Raw genomic sequence first — 14,954 nt, 5'->3', positions numbered from 1 at the left:
TCACACGCGCTCCAGGATGATGGCAATGCCCTGCCCCACGCCGATGCACATGGTGCACAGCGCGTACTGGCCAGCGTGTTCGTGCAGGCGGTTGACGGCGGTGGTCACCAGGCGCGCACCGCTGGCACCCAGCGGGTGGCCCAGCGCAATGGCGCCTCCCCAGGCGTTGACGCGGGCGTCATCGTCCTTGATGCCGAGGGCGCGCAGCACGGCCAGGCCTTGTGCGGCAAAGGCTTCGTTGAGTTCGATCACGTCCAGGTGGTCGATGGTCAGGCCTGTCTGCGCCAGCACCTTCAGCGTGGCGGGCGTGGGGCCGAAGCCCATGATGCGCGGCGCCACGCCGGCCACGGCCATGCCCACCACGCGGGCGCGGGGCTTGAGGCCGTACTTGGCGGCGTTGGCTTCATCGGCCAGCAGCAGCGCGCAGGCGCCGTCGTTCACGCCCGATGCATTGCCCGCGGTCACCGTGCCATCAGGCCGCACCACGCCCTTGAGCTTGGCCAGCGCTTCCAGGCTGGTCTCGCGGGGGTGTTCGTCCTGGCTCACGATGATGGCGTCGCCCTTCTTTTGCGGGATGTGCACCGGCACGATCTCGCGCGCCAGGTGGCCGGCCTTGATCGCCGCCACGGCGTTGAGCTGGCTGGCCAGTGCCATGCGGTCTTGTGCTTCGCGCTCGATGCCGAAGTCGGTGGCCACGTTCTCGGCGGTTTCGGGCATGGAGTCGACGCCGTACTTTTCCTTCATCAGCTTGTTGATGAAGCGCCAGCCGATGGTCGTGTCGTACACCGCGTTGTTGCGGCTGAAAGCGCTCTCGGCTTTGGGCATCACGAAGGGCGCGCGGCTCATGCTCTCCACGCCGCCCGCGATCATCAGGCCGGCCTCGCCCGACTTGATGGCGCGCGCGGCGGTGCCCACGGCGTCGAGCCCCGAGCCGCACAGGCGGTTGATGGTGGCGCCGGGCACGTCGATGGGCAGGCCCGCCAGCAGGCTGCTCATGTGGGCCACGTTGCGGTTGTCTTCACCGGCCTGGTTGGCGCAGCCGTAGAGCACGTCAGTCACGGCCGCCCAGTCCACGCCGGGGTTGCGGTCCATCAGCGCCTTGATGGGGATGGCGCCCAGGTCGTCGGTGCGCACGCTGGAGAGCGCGCCGCCGTAGCGGCCGAAGGGGGTGCGGATGGCGTCGCAGATGAAGGCTTGGCGTTGTGGGCTCATGGTGTTGTCTCCTCGTTTCTTGGGGGTTGGATTCAGGCGGCGGGGCGGATGGGCAGGCCCACCAGTTGCTCTAGCTCAGGCAACTGCAGGCCGGGCACGGTGTCGATGAGCTGCAGCCCGGTGGGCGTGCAGGCCAGTGTGCACAGATCGGTGTAGATGCGCTTCACGCAGGCGACACCGGTGAGCGGGTAGGTGCATTGCGTCACGATCTTGCTGGCGCCCTGCTTGGTCAACAGGTCCATCATCACCCAGGTCTGCTTGGCGCCGATGGCCAAGTCCATGGCGCCGCCCACGGCCGGGATGGCGCCGGGCTCGCCCGTGCTCCAGTTGGCCAGGTCGCCCGTGGCACTGACCTGGAAGGCGCCCAGCACGCAGATGTCGAGGTGCCCGCCGCGCATCATCGCGAAGCTGTCGGCGTGGTGAAAATACGCGCCGCCGGGCAGCAGCGTCACCGGCTGCTTGCCGGCGTTGATGAGGTCGTAGTCCTCCAGCCCCGCAGCCGGCGCCGGGCCCATGCCCAGGATGCCGTTCTCGCTTTGCAGGATGACCTCGCGGCCCGCGGGAATGTGGTTGGCCACCAGGGTGGGCTGGCCGATGCCCAGGTTGACGTAGGCGCCGTCGTGGATATCTTGCGCCACGCGCTTCGCCAGTTCTTCTTTACTACGCTTTTGATAGCTGCTCACGCCTTTTCCTTGTGCGGTAGGGGCCGATTTCATGCCGATTTTTTGAAGCCGCCGGCCTGTGTGGCGGTGCGGTCGATCTTCACGACATGGGTCACGTAGATGCCGGGCGTGACGATGGCCTCCGGGTCCAGCGCGCCCAGTTCCACCACCTCGTGCACCGTGGCGATCGTGGTCTTGGCGGCCGTGGCCATCACCGGGCCGAAGTTGCGGGCCGACATGCGGTAGGTCAGGTTGCCCCAGCGGTCGCCCTGCTCGGCCTTGATCAGCGCCACGTCGCCGTGGATGGGGTACTCCAGCACATAGTGCTTGCCGTTGATCTCGCGCGTCTCCTTGCCGGCGGCCAGCTCGGTGCCGTGGGCCGTGGGGCAGAAGAACGCGCCGATGCCCGCGCCCGCAGCGCGCAGGCGCTCGGCCAGGTTGCCCTGGGGCACCAGTTCCAGCTCCAGCTTGCCGCTGCGGTACAGGTCGTCGAACACGTAGCTGTCGACCTGGCGCGGAAAGCTGCAGATGATCTTGCGCACCTGGCCGGCCTTGAGCAGCGCGGCCAGGCCCTGGTCGGCATTGCCGGCGTTGTTGTTGACCACCGTGAGGTCGCGCGCGCCCTGGGCGATCAGGCCGTCGATCAGTTCACCGGGAATGCCGGCCGTGCCGAACCCGCCTATCAACACCGTGGCACCATCCTTCGCCCCCGAAAGGGCCTGGGCCACCGACTCCGCCAGCTTGTTGATCATCGAACCGCTTTCATGATGTGCTTGTCTCGGGATAGAATTTGTTCGCTTATAGAACAAATGTTCGCATAAAGAATTATAGAGGGCCGCTGCATGAATACCGAAACGCTCCCCACCAAAGACCCCAAACCCAGCGACAGCTATGTGCAGTCGTTCGCCCGCGGGCTGGAGGTGATCCGCTCGTTCAGCGCCGCCCGGCCGCAGCAGACGCTGAGCGAAGTGGCCGCGCAGACCGGCCTGACCCGCGCGGGCGCGCGCCGCATCCTGCTCACGCTGCAGACGCTGGGTTACGTAGAGACGGACGGCAAGCTCTTTCGGCTGAGCCCACGCATCCTGGACCTGGGCTTTGCGTACCTGTCGTCGCTGCCGATCTGGAACCTGGCCGAGCCGGTAATGGAAGACCTGGTGGAGGAGGTGCGCGAGTCGTCATCGGCCGCCGTGCTCGACGGGTTGGACATCGTCTACGTGCTGCGCGTGCCTACGCACAAGATCATGCGCACCACGCTGGGCGTGGGCTCGCGCCTGCCCGCGTGCTGGACCTCGATGGGCCGCATGCTGCTGGCGGGCCTGCCGGATGACGAGTTGCAGGCCCGGCTGCGGGGCCACCCCATGGACCGTTTTACCGAGCACACCACCACGGATGGGGACACTCTGCTCGCCCACATCCGCCTGGCGCGGCAGCAGGGTTGGTGCCTGGTGAATCAGGAGCTGGAAGAGGGTTTGATATCGATTGCCGCGCCGCTGACCAACCGCACGGGGCAGACGGTGGCGGCGCTCAACATCAGCGGGCAAGCCAACCGCACGAGTGCGGCGGTGATGCAGGAGAGCTTGTTGCCTGCGCTGCTGCGCGCGGCCAAAACCATCTCACGGATGATGGGCGCGCCAAGAGGTTGAGGTGTGTAGGAAAGACCGCTACCGGCAGGAGCCAGTGATCACCCACCGCCACGACCGGCCAGTGTTCACGCTCCGCCTCGCGTTTTGCGTGTTTGAGGGCCTAAGCGCCTACTTGAATAGAGCAAGAACCGGAGCGGCAACACCATCCACTTGCCACGATGGTTGCTCCAGATGGCGGACGAGGCGCCTGCCATCGGGCAAAAGGCAGGCGCGTTCCATCAATTTTTGCGAAACCCCAGCACCAGGACCACGCCGCCAAGCACCATCGCCCCCAGGCTCATCCACTGCGGGATGTTCACGGACTCTTTTTCCTTCACCGTCAGCTCCAACGGGCCCAGTTTGGCTTGGGTCGTGTCCTTGGTAAAACTGAAGCCACCGGTCAAAAATCCGGCCAAGCCCAGCACCAACAACAGCACACCCACGATTCGCATTGCATTCATGACAGTTCTCCCAAGGCCGGGTTTTGATGACTGTGGCAAAGCGGACCCGGCTCCATGTCTTTGCGCAAGGCCAATGTAGGGGCATCCGCATGGCGCCAACGTAGGACGCCGCCCCGGCCAGATGTAGCAAGCGGTCGCGATCCGCACCCCACCACCCTGTGCACTCTGGGCCCTTCACCCGCGTGCTACCCTCACGCCCCATGTTCAGCCCCTCCCAAGCCGACGTGCGCCGCTTTCTGTGCGGTGTGCATGCCAAAACCCAGAGCGGCGCCCCCATGGAAGCCATCGAAACGCTGGCCAGCCTGTGGATTGCCGAGCACCCCGAATACCACGCCGACCTGTCCGACGCCGACGCTGCCGTGGCCCGCAACTACGATGAGACACCGGGGCAGACCAACCCGTTCCTGCACCTGTCCATGCACCTGTCGATCAGCGAACAGTGCAGCATCGACCAGCCCCGCGGCATCCGCCAGACGGTGGAACTGCTGACGGCGCGGCTCGATTCGCTGCACGACGCCCACCATGCGGCCATGGACTGCCTGGGCGAAATGCTGTGGGAGAGCCAGCGCGCAGGCCGCCCGCCCGATGGCGACGCCTACATCGCCTGCGTGCAGCGGCGCGCCACGCGGGATTGATGCCGCCCCAACACCTCGCGCATACCCCCAAGTAAAAAGCCCGCTTGCGCGGGCTTTTTACTTGGAGTCCTTGCGGACTCTGCAAAGATGAACGATCAACGGAAGCGCGATTGCGGCACCACGTGCAGATCGCCGTCAAGGCTGCTGATGTAGCCCGACAGAGCCTTCAGCTCGGCATTGGTGAACTGCTTGGCCACGCCGCCCATGATGGCGTTGCCACGGCCCACGTTGGCGTTCTTCTCGACCTTGTAGGCCTTGAGGGCCACGAAGAGATAGTCGGCGTGCTGGCCGGCGATCTTGGGGTACGAAGGATCAATGGGCTTGGCAAAGTTGTCGCCGTGGCAAGACACGCAGGCGCCCTTCTTGAGCAGCTCTGCCACCTGCACACTGGGTTCACGCGATGGCTTGGCGGGCAGTTCGGCACCGGTCTTGCCATGCTGTTCGTAGTAGGCCGACACATCGGCGATGTCTTTTTCAGAGAGCGAGTCGGCGATGCCACGCATCGTGGGGTGCTTGCGCTCACCCTTCTGGTAGGCCACGAGCGCAGCGGAGATGTACTTGGCGCTCTGGCCCGAGATCATGGGCACCTTGTGGATCTCAGGAAAGCTGGCCTGGTAGCCAACAATGCCGTGGCAGCCAATGCACATGGCAATCTTTTGTTTGCCGGCTTCCACGTCGCCTTTGGCTTCCTGGGCATGGGACAAGGCGGTCACGGAAGCGACAGCCAGGGCAAATAGCGTGGTCAGCGTTTTGTTCATTTTGCGCGCACAATCTCGTGGAAGTTCAGCTCTGGGCTCTGATCAACCGCCGATTATAGCCAGCGCCTGTCAAGCCCCATTCATCAACGATCCGGTGATTTCCCTCATGAAATTCCAAGGTTCCCAGAACTACGTCGCCACCCAAGACCTGATGCTTGCCGTGAACGCGGCCATCACCCTGCAACGCCCGCTGCTCATCAAGGGAGAACCCGGCACCGGCAAGACCATGCTGGCCGAGGAAGTGGCGCAGGCGCTGGACATGCCGCTGCTGCAGTGGCACATCAAGTCCACCACCAAGGCGCAGCAGGGCCTGTATGAATATGACGCTGTGAGTCGCTTGCGGGACAGCCAGCTCAATGACGGCGACAGCGCCGGGCGCGTGAAGGACATCCGCAACTACATCATCCAGGGTGTGTTGTGGCAAGCCTTCACGGCCGACCGCCCGGTCGCCCTGCTGATCGACGAGATCGACAAGGCCGACATCGAATTCCCGAACGACCTGCTGCGCGAAATCGACCGCATGGAGTTCTACTGCTACGAAACGCGCGAACTCATCAAGGCCAAGCACCGCCCGCTGGTGTTCATCACGTCGAACAACGAGAAGGAGTTGCCCGACGCGTTCCTGCGCCGCTGCTTCTTTCACTTCATCAAGTTCCCCGAAGCCGACACGATGCGCCAGATCGTCAACGTGCACTTCCCCACGCTCAAGAGTGAGTTGCTGGGCGTGGCGATGAAGACGTTTTATGACGTGCGCAACCTGCCCGGGCTGAAGAAGAAGCCATCGACCAGCGAACTGCTCGACTGGCTCAAGCTGCTGGTGGCCGAGGACATTCCGCTGACCGCACTGCAAAGCGCCGACAACAAGGTGGCCGTGCCGCCGCTGGTGGGCGCACTGCTCAAAAACGAGCAAGACGTGAGCCTGTTTGAAAAGCTGGTGTTCATGAACCAGAGGAACCGCTGAGTGAGCGACGGCAACAACGATACCCGCCAACTGCTGGTCAACGGCTTTGCGGATGCCGTGGGCTTTGTGGGTGGTGCGCTGCTGGGCTTCTGGCTGGGCACGTTGCTCGGGTTCGACGTCTTCGCGCCTGGCTACGGCACCGGCAGTCTGATCGGTATCGCCATGGTGGGCATGGGCGGTGGCCTGGGCCTGCACGCTGCGCGGCGCTGGCAGGCCAGCCGGCACAGCAAACCCTCCAAGGATTGACGAAGAGAAAAGACCCATGGCCTTTGTAGAACCAGTCACCCTGCGCGACCGGGGCATCCGCCTGGAGCCCCTGGCGCTGTCCCATGAACACGGCTTGGCGGCCGCTGCGGCCGACGGCGAGCTGTGGAAACTGCGCATCACCTCGGTGCCCGAACCCCAGGACACCCGCGCGTACATCGAGACAGCCCTCAAGATGCGCGAAGACGGTAACCGCTTCGCCTTCGCCGTGGTCGAGGACGCCACTGGCAAGGTACTGGGCTCCACAAGCTACCACGACATTCTGCCCGCCGTGAAACGCGTGGAGATTGGCTACACCTGGTACTGCACAAGCGTGCAGCGCACCCATGTGAACACCACCTGCAAGCTGATGATGATGGGCCACGCCTTCGATACGCTGGGCTGCCACGTGGTGGGCTGGCGCACCGACAACTACAACTTTGCATCGCAGAAGGCCATTGAGCGCCTGGGCGCCCGGAAGGACGGAGTGATCCGCGGCCACGCGCTGCGCCGCGACGGCACCATCCGCGACACAGTGATGTACAGCATGCGCTCGGGCGAATGGCCGGAGGCCAAGGCACAACTGCTATATCTTTTAGAGCGTCACGCGCTTACTGAATAAGCGCTGGAGGCCAAAAACATGCTCATCGACTTCTTCTACACCCTGCGCACGGCCAAGTTGCCCGTGTCCGTGAAGGAATACCTCACCCTGCTTGAAGCCCTGCAGGCGGGTGTGGTCGGCCCCAAGTCGGATGACGCGTGGAGCCTGGACGACTTCTACAACCTCTCGCGCCTTACGCTGGTCAAGGACGAGAAGCACTACGACAAGTTCGACCGGGCCTTCGGCGCCTACTTCAAGGGCGTGGAAATGGTGGCCGACTTCACCAAGGAGATCCCGGCCGACTGGCTGCGCAAGATCCTGGAGAACGAACTCACGCCCGAGCAGAAGGCCGCCATCGAGAAGATGGGCTGGGACGAGTTGATGGAGACGCTCAAGAAGCGCCTCGAAGAACAAAAGGAACGCCACGAGGGCGGCAGCAAGTGGATCGGCACGGGCGGCACCAGCCCGTTCGGCCACGGTGGCTACAACCCGCAGGGTGTGCGCATCGGCGGCGCCGGCAAGAACAAGAGCGCCGTGAAGGTGTGGGAACAGCGCGCATACAAGGACTACGACGACCAGCAGGAGCTGGGCACGCGCAACATCAAGGTGGCGCTGCGCCGCCTGCGCAAGTTTGCGCGCGAAGGGCACGAGCTGGAGCTGGACCTGCCCGACACCATCCGCAGCACGGCGGCCAATGCGGGCTACCTCGACATCAAGATGGTGCCCGAGCGGCACAACAACGTGAAGGTGCTGCTGCTGATGGACGTGGGCGGCACCATGGACGAACACATCCAGCGCGTGGAAGAACTGTTCAGCGCCGTGAAGACGGAATTCAAGCACCTGGAGTTCTATTACTTCCACAACTGCGTGTACGACTTCATGTGGAAGAACAACCGCCGCCGCTTTGCGGAGAAGTTTCCGACCTGGGACATCATCCGCAAGTACAACAAGGACTACAAGCTGATCTTCGTGGGCGACGCGACCATGAGCCCGTATGAGATCCTGCAACCCGGCGGCAGCGTGGAATACAACAACGAAGAGCCAGGCGCCGAGTGGATCCAGCGCCTCACGCATGCCTTCCCCAAGTTTGCGTGGATCAACCCCGAGCCCCAAGGCGTGTGGCAGTACCGCCAGAGCATCAGCATCATCCAGCAGCTGGTGGGCAACCGCATGTACCCGCTGTCGCTCAAGGGGCTGGAAGAAACCATGCGACTGCTGTCGAAGTAGGCGGGATGGGGCACCAGCGCTTGGTAGCCCATCGCGCGGAACTGTCTGACACGGCGGGGCTGATTTTCGGTGCATAGTGGCGGTGGGCTGGTTTTGCAGCCCACCCCCAACTTCTAAAACCACCGTTTTCCTGCCGTGCCTTTTCGCGTCCTGCGCTCTACCGCCCCTTCCTCAACGCCGGCCCCATGGCCGGCGTTGCTGCTTTTCAGCGCGCTGTGCCTGCAGGGCTGCAGCTTGCTGCCGCGCGGGGAGGACGGAGATGGCGCCGCATCGGCAACCACCCCGGCCATTGCCGAATCCGGCACGCCCTCCTTCGCCGTGCAGGTGAATGCCCCCGCCGGCGTGCGCGAGACACTGGAGCGCCACCTGGAGCTGCAGCGCTTTCGCCACCTGCCCGACCTGCACGCCAACGAGCTGCAGCGCCTGCTGGGCGCGGCCGACGCCAATGCCCGCGAACTGCTGGGCACGATGGGCTACTTCGCGCCCACCATCACGGTGGAGCTGACCGAAACGCCCGACAGCAAGGCAGGCCCGCGCACGGTGGTGGTCACGGTGCAGCCCGGCCCGCAGACCCGCATTGCCAGCGCGGACATCGACTTCACTGGCAACACGGGCGGTATCAACACGGCGCAATCGCCAGAAGAAACCGACTCCCAGAGCGCCAGCATCCGCCAGCAGCAACGTGTGCAGCGCAACTGGTCCTTGCAGCCGGGCCAGCCGTTCACCCAGTCCGCGTGGGACTCCGCCAAGAACGACGGCCTGCGCCAGCTGCAAGCGCGCCGCCACCCCACCGCCCGCATCGCTACCAGCCGGGCCGAGATCGACGCCGACAAGCACGAGGCCAAACTCAGCGTGACCTACGAGCCCGGCCCGCCCTATCGCTTCGGGCCACTCAGGGTGGAGGGCAGCGAACGCTACGACCCCGACGGCGCCCGGCGCCTGGCGCGCCTGCCCACGGGCGCGGTCTACGACGAGGCCGAACTGCTCGACGCCCAACTGCGGCTGGCCAGCAGCGGCTACTACGACGCGGTGTTCCTCACGCTCGACACCGAGGGCACCGACCCGCAGACCGCGCCCGTGGTGGCCCAGGTGCGCGAGGCCAAGGTGCAAAAGCTGGTGTTCGGGCCAGGGTTCTCGACCGACAGCGGCGCGCGCCTGTCGCTGGAGCACATCCATAACCAGTTGCCCGTGATCGGCTGGCGCGCCGTGAGCAAGCTGTCGCTGGACCGCGAAACCAAACTGGCCAGCACCGAATGGACCGACCTGCCCGACAACCGGGGCTGGCGCTGGTTTGCGGGGGGGCAACTGCAGCGCGAATCCACGGGCGACTACGACGTCAACAGCGGCCGACTGCGCGCAGGCCGCAGCAAAAGCACCAAGAACATCGACCGAAACTATTTTCTGCAGTACGACTACGCCAAGAGCCAGGGCCTTGCCGCCAATGTGCAGTCGCCCTCCGACACCAGCACGGCCCTCAGCGTGAACTACGGCTGGACAGGTCGCTACTTCAACAGCCCCACCGCCCCCACGCGCGGCCACGGCATCGCCGTGGAACTGGGGCTGGGCACCACGCTGCGGCCTGAGCGCGACCCGTTTGTGCGCACCCTGGTGCGCTGGCAGTCGTTCATCCCTGCGGGCCGCGTGCAGGACGCCGTCGGTGTGGGCCGCAGCGCCCGCGTGGCCTTGCGCGCAGAGGGCGGGGCCGTGCTGGCACGCGATGGCGCGCAGATCCCGGTCACCCAGCTTTTCCTGACCGGGGGCGACACCACCGTGCGTGGCTACGGCTACCGCAGCATCGGCGCCCGCACCGACAAGGGCCAACTCTACGGCGGCCGCTACCTGGCCGTGGGCAGCGTCGAATGGCAGCGCCCCATCGCCTACCAGGGCGCCATGACCGACTGGGAGAGCACGCTGTTCGTGGATGCTGGCGCCGTGGCCGACCGCCTGGGCGACATGGACCCGCGCGTTGGCGTGGGGGCTGGCGTGCGCTGGCGCAGCCCTGTGGGCCCCCTGCAGGCCGACCTGGCCTACGGCGTGAAAACCAAGGAGGTGCGGCTGCACCTGCGGCTCGGGTTCAGCTTCTGATGGACGCTCAACCCATGCCCCCCCACTCCACGACCCCCCGCGCCCGCTCCTCCGATTTCAGTGCAGGCGCATCGCCCCACCCCCAGGGCGGCCAGCGCCCTTCACCGCGCGGTGGCCGCCGTGTGCTGCGTGCACTGGGCTGGCTGTTGGTGGCAGTGATTGCGCTGCTGATTGCCGCAGCCGCTGCCGTGTGGTGGTGGGCTGGCAGCAACACATCGCTGGCCCTGGCGCTGGCGCGCGCGGCGCAGTACCTGCCCGCCAACCAGCAACTGGAGAGCCGCGAGGTCACTGGGTCGCTGCGCAGCGGCGGGCGCATTGGCTGGCTGCGTTGGCGCAGCCCCGGCCTGTCCGTCGAGGTGACCGACATCCGCCTGGGCTGGCAGCTGGCCCCCTTGCTGCAACGCCGCCTGGAGCTGGGCGAAGTGCATGCCGCGCGCGTGCAGATCACGCCGCTGGCCAGCCCGGCCGGCGCAGAGCCGCCCACGCCCCTGACCCAGCTGGTACTGCCCTTGCACATCGGTGTGCCGTTCCGCGTGGACCAGCTGCAATGGGCAGGCGCCCCGGCCGTGGAAGCCCGGGGCCTGGCCGGCGACTACCGCTTTGACGGGCAGGAGCACCGCCTGAACATCGGCAGCCTGGAGCTGGCCCAAGGCCAATACACCGCGCGGCTGACGCTGCAGGCCCAGGCCCCCATGGCGCTGAACGCCACCGTGGACGGCACGGTGCGCGCCGCCGTGCCCGGTGGCACCACCGCCATGCGGGTGGGCGCACACGCCACGCTGCAAGGCACGCTCGCCACCGCGGCGGCGCAACTGGAACTGCAGGCGCGCATCAGCCCCACCACGGCCCAGGCGGAGACCCCGCCGACGCCCTCGCCCCCTGCCAAATCCCCCTCCACCAAATCTGCAGCACCACCACCGACGCCCCCCGCCGCTGAACCCATGCAGGCCGACGTGCAGGCCACGCTGGCCCCGTGGTCCGCGCAGCCCCTGCAGTCGGCCCAGGCCACGTTGCGTGCCGTCAACCTGGCGGCCCTGTGGCCCCAGGCCCCGGTCACCCGGCTGCATGGCACCGTGCACGCGGGGCCCACCGGGGGGGCCGCCCCAGTGGGCAACGGTTGGGCCCTGCAGGCACAGCTGCGCAACGAACTGGCAGGCCCGTGGGACCAGGCCCGCCTGCCCATCACCGCCCTGCAAGCCGACGCGAACTACGACGGCACACGCTGGGCGGTGCCCGGCGCCACTGTGAATGCAGGCACCGGCGCAGTCACCCTGCAAGGCAGCTACAAACCCGCCACCGGCGCGCTGGAGGGCCAGGCCGAACTGCGCAACCTGCGCCCGGACGCCCTGCACACCGCGTGGGCGGCCGCCCCGCTGGCGGGCCGCGTGGGTGCGCAGATGCAGGGCGATGTGGTGCGTTTTACAGCAGACATCCGGGCCACCGGCCCCGCCGCTTCTGCGCCTGTCAAAACCGCTCCCAACCGCCCCGTACTGCTGCGCATCAACATGCTCACCGCACAAGGCAGCTGGCAGCCTGCTTCGCCCACCCAGACCGGCGGCACCTTGCAGCTGGATCGCCTGCTGCTGGACGCTTTGCAGGCACGCGTCGAAGCCACCCAGCTGCGCGTGGCACCCGGCGATTTGTCGGGCCAGGGCCAGATCACGCTGACCGCGCCTGGCGCCACAGCGCGCGCACAGGGCAGCATGGCACCCCAAGCGGGCGCAGGCGACCTGCAAGTGCAATGGACCGACGTGGACCAGACCCAGCGCTGGCTGACCAGCCTGCCGCTGGTGGGCACCCGCCTGCAAGAAGCCCTGCAGGGCGCCACCGCCAAGGGCGCAGCGCAGCTGACCGCCCGGTGGAAGGGCGGCTGGCAAACACTGGCCCGGCAACTGCAAGCCGCCACCGCTACAAACGCCCATGCCAACGCCAGCCGCGCGGGCAGCACACCGCCCTCGGACAAGGCCACCTTCGAGCTGCAAGCCGCCCTCTCCACCCCCCAGTTGGACCTGTCACTGCCCCCCGGCAAAGGCGCTGGTGGCGGCGCCACCGCCGTGCAACTGCGCGCCGTGAAGGCTGAACTCTCCGGCACCCTGGCGCAGGCCACGCTGGCACTGGACGGCGAAGCCCGCCTGAACGCCTCCCAGCCCCAGCAGATGCAGCGGCTGGCCCTGCAAACCCGCGCCACGGGCGGGCTGACCACATCCACGCAAGGGGCGCAGGTGCAGATCAGCGAACTGCGGCTGGTGGCGCAAGACGCTGCACGCCCCGGCCCCTGGACGCTGCAACTGGCCGATCCCTTGTCCCTCACCGCGCGCGCCGCCCCTGGCCCCGGCGCGTCGGCAGCGGGCTACACCGTGTTGGCCTCGGCAGGCCAGGCCCGTCTGACCGGCCCCCTGCCCGGCACCGCAACGCTGCGGTGGCAACCCCTGCGCGTGGCCACTGGCGCGAACCCGGTGCAACTGCAAACCCAGGGCACCCTGCAGGGCCTGCCCATGGCCTGGGTCGATGCCCTGGGCCTGGGCAACACCCCGGCCGCCGCTGGCCGTCCTGCCCAGCCGCTGCTTGCCCGCATGGGGCTGGCCACCAGCATCGTGCTGGACGGGCAATGGAACGTGGACAACACCCAAGGCCCCCTGCGCGCCAGCGCCAGCCTGCGCCGGGCCAGTGGCGACCTGCGCATCCTGGCGGGCGACGCCACCGCCATCACCGCCGTGCAAAGCAGCGGCCAGGGCACGGGCGCGGGCGCCACGGCGGTGATCGCCACCGAGGCCTCGGCCAACCCATCGGCCCTAGGTGCGGCATCAGGTGCTGCATCCGGTGCAGGGGCAGGCACCGCCGCCGGTGTGCGCCAGGCCGAAATCACCGTCGAGATCGAAGGCGAAGCCCTGCGCGCCCAACTGGCCTGGGCGAGCGACCGGGCCGGCGAGGTGCAGGCCAACGTCAGCACCCGCCTCACACCCGGAGCGCCCGGCGCCCCCGCCGCTGCGGGCGCCAGCCCCTCCTCGCCCGTCAATTCTTCGCCCGCCATGTCCTCACCCTTCACCTGGGCTCCGGATGCGCCACTGGCCGGCACCCTGCGCGCGCGCCTGCCCGACGTGGGCGTGTGGTCGGCCCTGGCCCCGCCCGGCTGGCGTGTGCGCGGCACACTGGACGCCAGCGCCACGTTGTCAGGCACCCGCAATGCGCCGCGCTGGGCCGGCACGCTAGGCGCCGACGACATGGCCGTGCGCTCCGTGGTCGATGGCGTAGACCTGCAGGGCGGCCGCCTGCGTGCCACGCTGCAAGGCAACCAGCTCAGCATCACCGAGTTCCGCCTGCAGGGCGGGCGCGGCAGCGGCGCGCGCATTGCGGGCTTCAGCGGCAACCGCACGGCCGCCCCGCAGGACGGCGGCACGCTCACCGCCACCGGCCGCGTGAACTGGGGCGACAGCGCCACCGCAACCACGGGCCTGTCAGGCATCACCATGTCACTGCAGGCCGAGGCCAAGGCGCTACAGGTGCTGGTGCGCGCCGACCGGCAGATCAGCGTGTCGGGCCAACTGCAGGCGCAGCTGCAGCAAGGCCAGATCAGCCTGCGCGGCAAGCTCACCACCGACCGCGCCACCATCATCCTGCCCGACGAAACCGCGCCCAGCCTGGGCTCGGACGTGGTCGTGCGCTCTGCCGCCAAGGACCGCGAAGACCAGGCCAAGGCCCAGGCCGCCGCCAAGGCCAACCAGGTGGCAGCACAGGCCGAAACCGCCAAGCCGCCCGACATTGCCATCACCCTCAATCTGGGGCGCGACTTTGCGCTGCATGGCCATGGCATCACCACGCGGCTGACAGGCGAGGTGGACATCCGCAGCAGCGCCGTGCCCGGCGCCCCGCCCCGCGTGACCGGCGAGGTCCGCACCGACGAAGGCCGCTACCGCGCCTGGGGCCAGATGCTGGACGTGGAGACGGGCCTGATCCGCTTCAACGGCCCCTACAACAACCCCTCGCTCGACATCCTGGCCCTGCGCCCCAACATCAGCGTGCGCGCGGGCGTGCAGGTCACCGGCAGCGCCCAGGCGCCGCGCGTCAAACTCTATTCCGACCCCGAGCTGCCCGATGCCGAAAAGCTCTCGTGGGTGGTGCTGGGCCGCAACGCCTCCGCCGGCGGCGCCGAAGCCGCCGTGATGCAGCAAGCCGCCCTGGCCCTGCTGGGCCGCAAGGGCGGCGGCAACACCAGCGCCAACATCGCCAGCCGCATCGGCCTGGACGAGATCGGCTTTCGCAGCGCCACCGCGGGTGAAGACGCCAGCGCCGCCGCCCTCACCTTCGGCAAGCGGCTGTCCAAGGATTTATACGTGACCTACGAGCGCAGCCTATCGGGCACGTTGGGCACGCTGTACATCTTCTACGACCTCTCCCGCCGCCTCACGCTGCGCGGGCAGACCGGAGAGAAGAGTGCGGTGGACATCATCTACACGGTGAAGTACGACTGAGGCTGCGCACGCCAGAGA

At 67.4% G+C, this 14,954-nt stretch carries 13 protein-coding genes; 8 read left to right on the top strand and 5 right to left on the bottom strand.

The features are described 5' to 3' along the window. The 3 genes from pcaF to IB243_RS05345 are packed head-to-tail and all read right to left on the bottom strand — an operon-like array spanning position 1 to position 2,626. Positions 1–1,212 (bottom strand): 3-oxoadipyl-CoA thiolase, encoded by a 1,212-nt coding sequence (gene pcaF / locus IB243_RS05355; protein ID WP_192425589.1) that lies wholly within the window; start codon positions 1,210–1,212, stop codon positions 1–3. 32 nt (positions 1,213–1,244) lie between these two features. Further along, the gene (locus IB243_RS05350) at positions 1,245–1,895 is read right to left on the bottom strand and encodes a 3-oxoacid CoA-transferase subunit B (RefSeq protein WP_056169142.1); all 651 of its coding nucleotides are present in this window, start codon (positions 1,893–1,895) and stop codon (positions 1,245–1,247) included. 29 nt (positions 1,896–1,924) lie between these two features. After that, entirely contained in the window at positions 1,925–2,626 is a 702-nt protein-coding gene (locus IB243_RS05345; RefSeq protein WP_192425585.1) for a 3-oxoacid CoA-transferase subunit A, read from the bottom strand. 90 nt (positions 2,627–2,716) lie between these two features. Between IB243_RS05345 and IB243_RS05340 the strand changes: the two genes are divergently transcribed. Continuing rightward, positions 2,717–3,517 (top strand): IclR family transcriptional regulator C-terminal domain-containing protein, encoded by an 801-nt coding sequence (locus IB243_RS05340; protein ID WP_192425583.1) that lies wholly within the window; start codon positions 2,717–2,719, stop codon positions 3,515–3,517. Positions 3,518–3,735: 218 nt separating this feature from the next. On the opposite strand, the gene IB243_RS05335 is transcribed toward IB243_RS05340, so the two are convergent. Then, complete coding sequence (locus IB243_RS05335; protein ID WP_029413244.1) at positions 3,736–3,957, bottom strand: hypothetical protein; 222 nt, start codon at positions 3,955–3,957, stop codon at positions 3,736–3,738. Between the two features lie 200 nt (positions 3,958–4,157). Here IB243_RS05335 and IB243_RS05330 point away from each other — a divergent pair, with 200 nt between their 5' ends. Further along, on the top strand, positions 4,158–4,592 hold the full coding sequence (locus tag IB243_RS05330; protein ID WP_192425581.1) for a DUF1841 family protein: 435 nt from the start codon (positions 4,158–4,160) through the stop codon (positions 4,590–4,592). A gap of 95 nt (positions 4,593–4,687) precedes the next feature. On the opposite strand, the gene IB243_RS05325 is transcribed toward IB243_RS05330, so the two are convergent. Next, on the bottom strand, positions 4,688–5,350 hold the full coding sequence (locus IB243_RS05325; RefSeq protein WP_192425579.1) for a cytochrome c: 663 nt from the start codon (positions 5,348–5,350) through the stop codon (positions 4,688–4,690). 106 nt (positions 5,351–5,456) lie between these two features. Here IB243_RS05325 and IB243_RS05320 point away from each other — a divergent pair, with 106 nt between their 5' ends. From IB243_RS05320 to IB243_RS05295, 6 genes are all read left to right on the top strand, one after another. Continuing rightward, the gene (locus IB243_RS05320; RefSeq protein ID WP_010459395.1) at positions 5,457–6,311 is read left to right on the top strand and encodes a MoxR family ATPase; all 855 of its coding nucleotides are present in this window, start codon (positions 5,457–5,459) and stop codon (positions 6,309–6,311) included. After that, positions 6,312–6,557: a hypothetical protein gene (locus tag IB243_RS05315; protein WP_192425577.1), complete on the top strand. Its 246-nt coding sequence runs from the start codon at positions 6,312–6,314 to the stop codon at positions 6,555–6,557. A gap of 16 nt (positions 6,558–6,573) precedes the next feature. Then, complete coding sequence (locus IB243_RS05310; protein ID WP_057226292.1) at positions 6,574–7,176, top strand: GNAT family N-acetyltransferase; 603 nt, start codon at positions 6,574–6,576, stop codon at positions 7,174–7,176. An 18-nt stretch (positions 7,177–7,194) separates the two neighbouring features. Next, complete coding sequence (locus IB243_RS05305) at positions 7,195–8,382, top strand: VWA domain-containing protein (RefSeq protein ID WP_010459402.1); 1,188 nt, start codon at positions 7,195–7,197, stop codon at positions 8,380–8,382. Between the two features lie 195 nt (positions 8,383–8,577). Beyond that, positions 8,578–10,467 carry an autotransporter assembly complex family protein gene (locus IB243_RS05300; RefSeq protein ID WP_225584760.1) on the top strand — a complete coding sequence of 630 codons (1,890 nt, stop codon included), beginning with the start codon at positions 8,578–8,580 and terminating at the stop codon, positions 10,465–10,467. A gap of 14 nt (positions 10,468–10,481) precedes the next feature. Then, a complete protein-coding gene (locus IB243_RS05295; protein ID WP_192425573.1) occupies positions 10,482–14,936 on the top strand; it encodes a translocation/assembly module TamB domain-containing protein in 4,455 nt (1,484 codons plus the stop codon). The last annotated feature ends 18 nt before the right edge of the window (positions 14,937–14,954 follow it).

Source organism: Acidovorax sp. ACV01, assembly GCF_014851495.1.
Lineage (GTDB): Bacteria > Pseudomonadota > Gammaproteobacteria > Burkholderiales > Burkholderiaceae_C > Acidovorax > Acidovorax radicis.
This window is presented reverse-complemented; position numbering and strand designations above follow the sequence as displayed.

Excerpts from the sequence above, each read along its gene's own strand:
- pcaF (WP_192425589.1), bottom strand. The coding sequence starts at position 1,212 with ATGAGCCCACAACGCCAAGCCTTCATCTGCGACGCCATCCGCACCCCC.
- IB243_RS05310 (WP_057226292.1), top strand. The coding sequence starts at position 6,574 with ATGGCCTTTGTAGAACCAGTCACCCTGCGCGACCGGGGCATCCGCCTG.
- IB243_RS05345 (WP_192425585.1), bottom strand. The coding sequence starts at position 2,626 with ATGATCAACAAGCTGGCGGAGTCGGTGGCCCAGGCCCTTTCGGGGGCG.
- IB243_RS05335 (WP_029413244.1), bottom strand. The coding sequence starts at position 3,957 with ATGAATGCAATGCGAATCGTGGGTGTGCTGTTGTTGGTGCTGGGCTTG.
- IB243_RS05325 (WP_192425579.1), bottom strand. The coding sequence starts at position 5,350 with ATGAACAAAACGCTGACCACGCTATTTGCCCTGGCTGTCGCTTCCGTG.
- IB243_RS05320 (WP_010459395.1), top strand. The coding sequence starts at position 5,457 with ATGAAATTCCAAGGTTCCCAGAACTACGTCGCCACCCAAGACCTGATG.
- IB243_RS05295 (WP_192425573.1), top strand. The coding sequence starts at position 10,482 with ATGCCCCCCCACTCCACGACCCCCCGCGCCCGCTCCTCCGATTTCAGT.
- IB243_RS05340 (WP_192425583.1), top strand. The coding sequence starts at position 2,717 with ATGAATACCGAAACGCTCCCCACCAAAGACCCCAAACCCAGCGACAGC.
- IB243_RS05305 (WP_010459402.1), top strand. The coding sequence starts at position 7,195 with ATGCTCATCGACTTCTTCTACACCCTGCGCACGGCCAAGTTGCCCGTG.
- IB243_RS05330 (WP_192425581.1), top strand. The coding sequence starts at position 4,158 with ATGTTCAGCCCCTCCCAAGCCGACGTGCGCCGCTTTCTGTGCGGTGTG.